The sequence below is a fragment of the Ornithinimicrobium sp. genome (assembly GCF_051004135.1).
In the GTDB taxonomy this organism is placed as follows: Bacteria; Actinomycetota; Actinomycetes; order Actinomycetales; family Dermatophilaceae; genus Ornithinicoccus.
In genome coordinates, this window is record NZ_JBPCKQ010000186.1 from 1 (window position 1) to 3699 (window position 3699).

At 70.8% G+C, this 3699-nt stretch carries 3 protein-coding genes and 1 rRNA gene; 2 read left to right on the forward strand and 2 right to left on the reverse strand.

What is annotated here, in order from left to right:
- Nucleotides 1-106 (forward strand): 5S ribosomal RNA (gene rrf, locus ACR2FV_RS12905); the annotation flags it as partial.
- 152 nt (nucleotides 107-258) lie between these two features.
- Here rrf and ACR2FV_RS12910 read toward each other — a convergent pair.
- Nucleotides 259-1182, reverse strand: a complete 924-nt coding sequence (locus ACR2FV_RS12910) for a carbamate kinase (protein WP_434016101.1) — start codon at nucleotides 1180-1182, stop codon at nucleotides 259-261.
- Nucleotides 1183-1228: 46 nt separating this feature from the next.
- Nucleotides 1229-2569, reverse strand: coding sequence for a hypothetical protein (locus ACR2FV_RS12915; RefSeq protein WP_434016102.1), 1341 nt, complete (start codon nucleotides 2567-2569; stop codon nucleotides 1229-1231).
- Nucleotides 2570-2898: 329 nt separating this feature from the next.
- Between ACR2FV_RS12915 and ACR2FV_RS12920 the strand changes: the two genes are divergently transcribed.
- Nucleotides 2899-3576, forward strand: a complete 678-nt coding sequence (locus ACR2FV_RS12920) for a 2'-5' RNA ligase family protein (protein ID WP_434016103.1) — start codon at nucleotides 2899-2901, stop codon at nucleotides 3574-3576.
- The last annotated feature ends 123 nt before the right edge of the window (nucleotides 3577-3699 follow it).

Here is a 3699-nt window from a genome sequence, read left to right on the forward strand (position 1 = left end):
TAGCGTGAGGGAAACGCCCGGTCACATTCCGAACCCGGAAGCTAAGCCTCACTGCGCCGATGGTACTGCACTGGAGACGGTGTGGGAGAGTAGGACACCGCCGGACCACCATTAGCACCACCCGGGCCAGCCCCGCACACCCCTGTGCGGGGCTTGCTCCTTTTTTCCGCTCGGAAGAATCCCTGTCCCGTATAGGTCGCCAGGGAAACGGCGCGGTCGCAACCGGGCATCCCCGGCAGACCGCACCGCCCAACATCCCTACCAAGTGGGGTCTGGCGTGATGTAGGTGCCGGCGCTGCCGTCCAGGAGGCGCTGGGCAACAGCCAGATTGCCGATGGCGGCGGCTGTGCCGCGCCCGCCCCGCTCGACGAAGCGGCAGACCGCGTCGACCTTCGGGCCCATCGATCCGGTGGGCAGGTTCAAGGCTCGCAGCGCCGACGGTGTCGTGCGGCCGATGGGCGCAGCCTCGGGTGTGCCGTAGCCGTCGACGACGTGCTCGACGTCCGTGAGCACCAAGAAACGGTCTGCCTTCAGGCGACTCGCAAGCAGGGCGGCTGAGAGGTCCTTGTCGATTACGGCCTCCACCCCCTGCAGGTCTCCGGTCGGCGTGCGGACGACCGGCACACCGCCGCCTCCGGCGCAGACCACGATGATGCTCTCGTCGAGCAGGTGGTCGATCAGTTGGGTCTCGATGATCTCGCGAGGCCGGGGGGAGGGCACCACGCGGCGCCAGTGGCCTCCATCGGCCTTGACCTGCCAGCCGTGCTTTGCCGCCATCGCCGTGGCCTCGTCCTCGGGGTACACCTCTCCCACGAATTTCGTGGGATCGGTGAAGGCCGGGTCACTCGCGTCGACCAGGGTCTGGTTGATGATCGAAGCCAGCTGCCGGTAGGGCCGTTCGTTGCCGATGGCCTGCAGGATCCAATAGCCGATGAGCCCCTGGGTCATGGCGCCGAGTGCGTCGAAGGGGTAGGACTTGGTCAGCCGGGGGTCGGCGGCGCTCTCCATCGCGAGGACCCCTACCTGGGGGCCGTTGCCGTGGGTGATGACGACCTCGTGGTCGTCGGTCAGCGGCGCGAGGGCGCGCATGGCCAGGCGGATGTTGGCGGTCTGCGCGTCGGCGTCGGGCACCTGGCCGCGCTGAAGGAGAGCGTTGCCGCCGAGGGCCACCACGATCCGCACAGTCGGAGCGTATGTGGTGCGGCGCCCGCGCAGTCCCGCGGGACCCTCAGTGGCGCCGGGGGAGGTGCCCGGCGGACGTGAGCGCCAGCAGGACGGGCAGCAGGGCCAGCAGGTAGCGGGGCCTGGCCTCGAAGAGCATCAGGTAGCCGGTGAGCCCGATCAGCGACAGGCTCCAGGTGGTCGTCAGCCGTCGGTATGGGGCGCCGATCAAGCCGAGACCGGTGATCAGCAGGAGGGCCAGCCAGATGCCCTGGGTCACGGCTGCCTGCAGTCGGTAGTGCTCCCCGGTGGCGATGGTCCACTCCGACAGCACCCGTAGGGGGCCGCCGGAGTGGACGGAGGGCTGCCGGCTGTCGGTGCCCTCCCCGGAGGCCCAGAAGGTGCCGTCCCCCCAGACCCAGGTGACTTTGGAGCCGAAGAACCGCGCGTTGTCCGCGACGGAGCGGCCGGTGACCTGTTCCCGGACCTGGTCCCTGAGCATCTGCCGCCGGCTCTGCGGGTAGGCGATCCCGGCCGCCGCGTCCACGAGCTGCTGGTTGTAGGCGCCGTAGCGCCGAGTGGGCGAGGGGTCAGCGTCGTCGTAGGTGCCCGAGGCCAGCCACAGCTCGACGGGGAAGGGCGACCGCACCGCCTGCAGCCGATCGGTGGTCAGGCCGGTCCCGTGCTGGGACGCCAGCCCGAGGCCGGTGGTCGTCACGGCCACGAGGGCTACGCCGGCGCCAAGGGCGGCCACGGCTCGGCCCGCGAGCGCCCAGGATCTGCCCGAGCACACTACCGCCAAGGTGACCAGGGCCACCGCGACCAGCACGACCACGATGTAAGGCTTCATCACGATGCCGGCTGCGAGCGACGCCGCTGCCCCGGCCGCCCAGACACCCTGCATCAGCCGGGTCGAGGCCACCGAGGCGCTGGTCATCGCGGTGACTGCCACCGCCACGCACGCCGCCCCCGGGATGTCGGTGTAGGGGGCGCTGACCTGTGGCGACAGTCCGATCAGCAGCAGCGCCACCGCCTGGACGGGAAGGATGCCACATGGGTGGCCGAGCACCCGCGCGGTGCGCCCCAGGCTCCACAGGACCACGCCGACGAGCACGACCTGCAGGGTCACCAGGACGGCCACCAGGGGCACGCCGACCAGAGCGCCCAGCCGGGCGAGGACGACCTCGACGAACAGCAACGGAACGTTGTTGGGGAACCAGGCGAAGTAGTCGAGATGGCGCGCCCCGAGCTGACCCCCATCGGCCAACGTGGCGGCCGCCTCAGCCACGACCCCGGCGTCCCAGCCGAACCGGATGACCGCCGAGACCGCATACAGTCCGAACAGCGCCGTGCCCCCGGCCGTCCCGGCCCGGCCCAGACAGTTCGGTCCGGGTGCGATCGGACCCATCGCGCACCAGGCGCGCCTGCCCATCGTCTGCCGAGGGCATGGAGACCGAGCACCAGGGCGGCACAGCCAAGGACCACCCACCGGTCGAACACGAACCAGGAGTTGCGTGGCGCCACCAGCGCGACCGATGCGACCAGCAGCAGACCCACCCCGAACGAGACGGTGATGAGCCGCCCCAGCCGGGACTCTACGGAGGACGCGGGCTGACTCGCCACGAGGACGAACGGTATCCCAGCCACCGTGAGCCCTCCGCGCTGCCTCGCCTCGCGCCGGGCCGAGGCCCGTCGAGGGCGTGAGACTGATGCCGGGAATGGGGGCATGATGGAGCGATGCGTGTCTTTGCGGCGGTGCTGCCGCCGGAGCCCATCGTCGAGCACCTCGCGGAGTTCGTCGGGCCCCGCGCGTCTGCCACGGACCTCGGGTCACGGAGCCGACCGTCCGGGTGGCGGTGGAGCCGGCCGGAGGCCATTCACCTGACGCTGGCGTTCGTCCCCGAGCTCGACCTCGGCCGAGAGGAGCGGGTGATCGAGGCAGGCGAGGTGTGGGCCGGGCGAGCGCAGCCGGTCCACCTTCGCCTGAGCGGGGCGGGTGCCTTCCCCGACCCCGGCCGGGCAAAGGTGTTGTGGGTCGGAGTCACGTCGGCGAGCGCCGTCGAGGGAGAGTTCGGCTGCGTGGGAGAGGCCGACGTCGCAGCGAGGCTGTCGAGCTGGGCCCACGGTGTCCGCGGACTGATCTCCCACGCGGGCGGTCGACCGGAGGGGCGCGCCTTCCGGCCGCACGTCACCGTGGCTCGCGCTCGCTCGTCCGGCGGGCAGGACGCCGCCCGGCTGCTGCAGTCGCTGGACACCTACGCCTCCCCGTCGTGGCGGGCCGACACGATCTCGCTCATCGCGTCCACCCTCGGCGACGGCCCCGGCGGGACCCCGCGCTACGACGTCCTGCACGAGTGGCGACTCGGCCGCGGGAAGATCAGCGGACGCCCACCGGCTTGTCCCCACAGACGCTAGCCCGAGTTTCCGAGGATCGGGACGGTTGGTGAGGTTGTTTGGTTTCTGACCAGGGGTTTTGGTGGTGGCGGCGCCTATGACCTAACTCTGGGTGCGAAGTGGTCGAGTTGGTAGATGGTGGTG

Bases quoted from the DNA above. Each gene is read 5' to 3' on its own strand.
- ACR2FV_RS12920 (WP_434016103.1), top strand. From the start codon at position 2,899: ATGCGTGTCTTTGCGGCGGTGCTGCCGCCGGAGCCCATCGTCGAGCAC.
- ACR2FV_RS12915 (WP_434016102.1), bottom strand. From the start codon at position 2,569: ATGGGTCCGATCGCACCCGGACCGAACTGTCTGGGCCGGGCCGGGACG.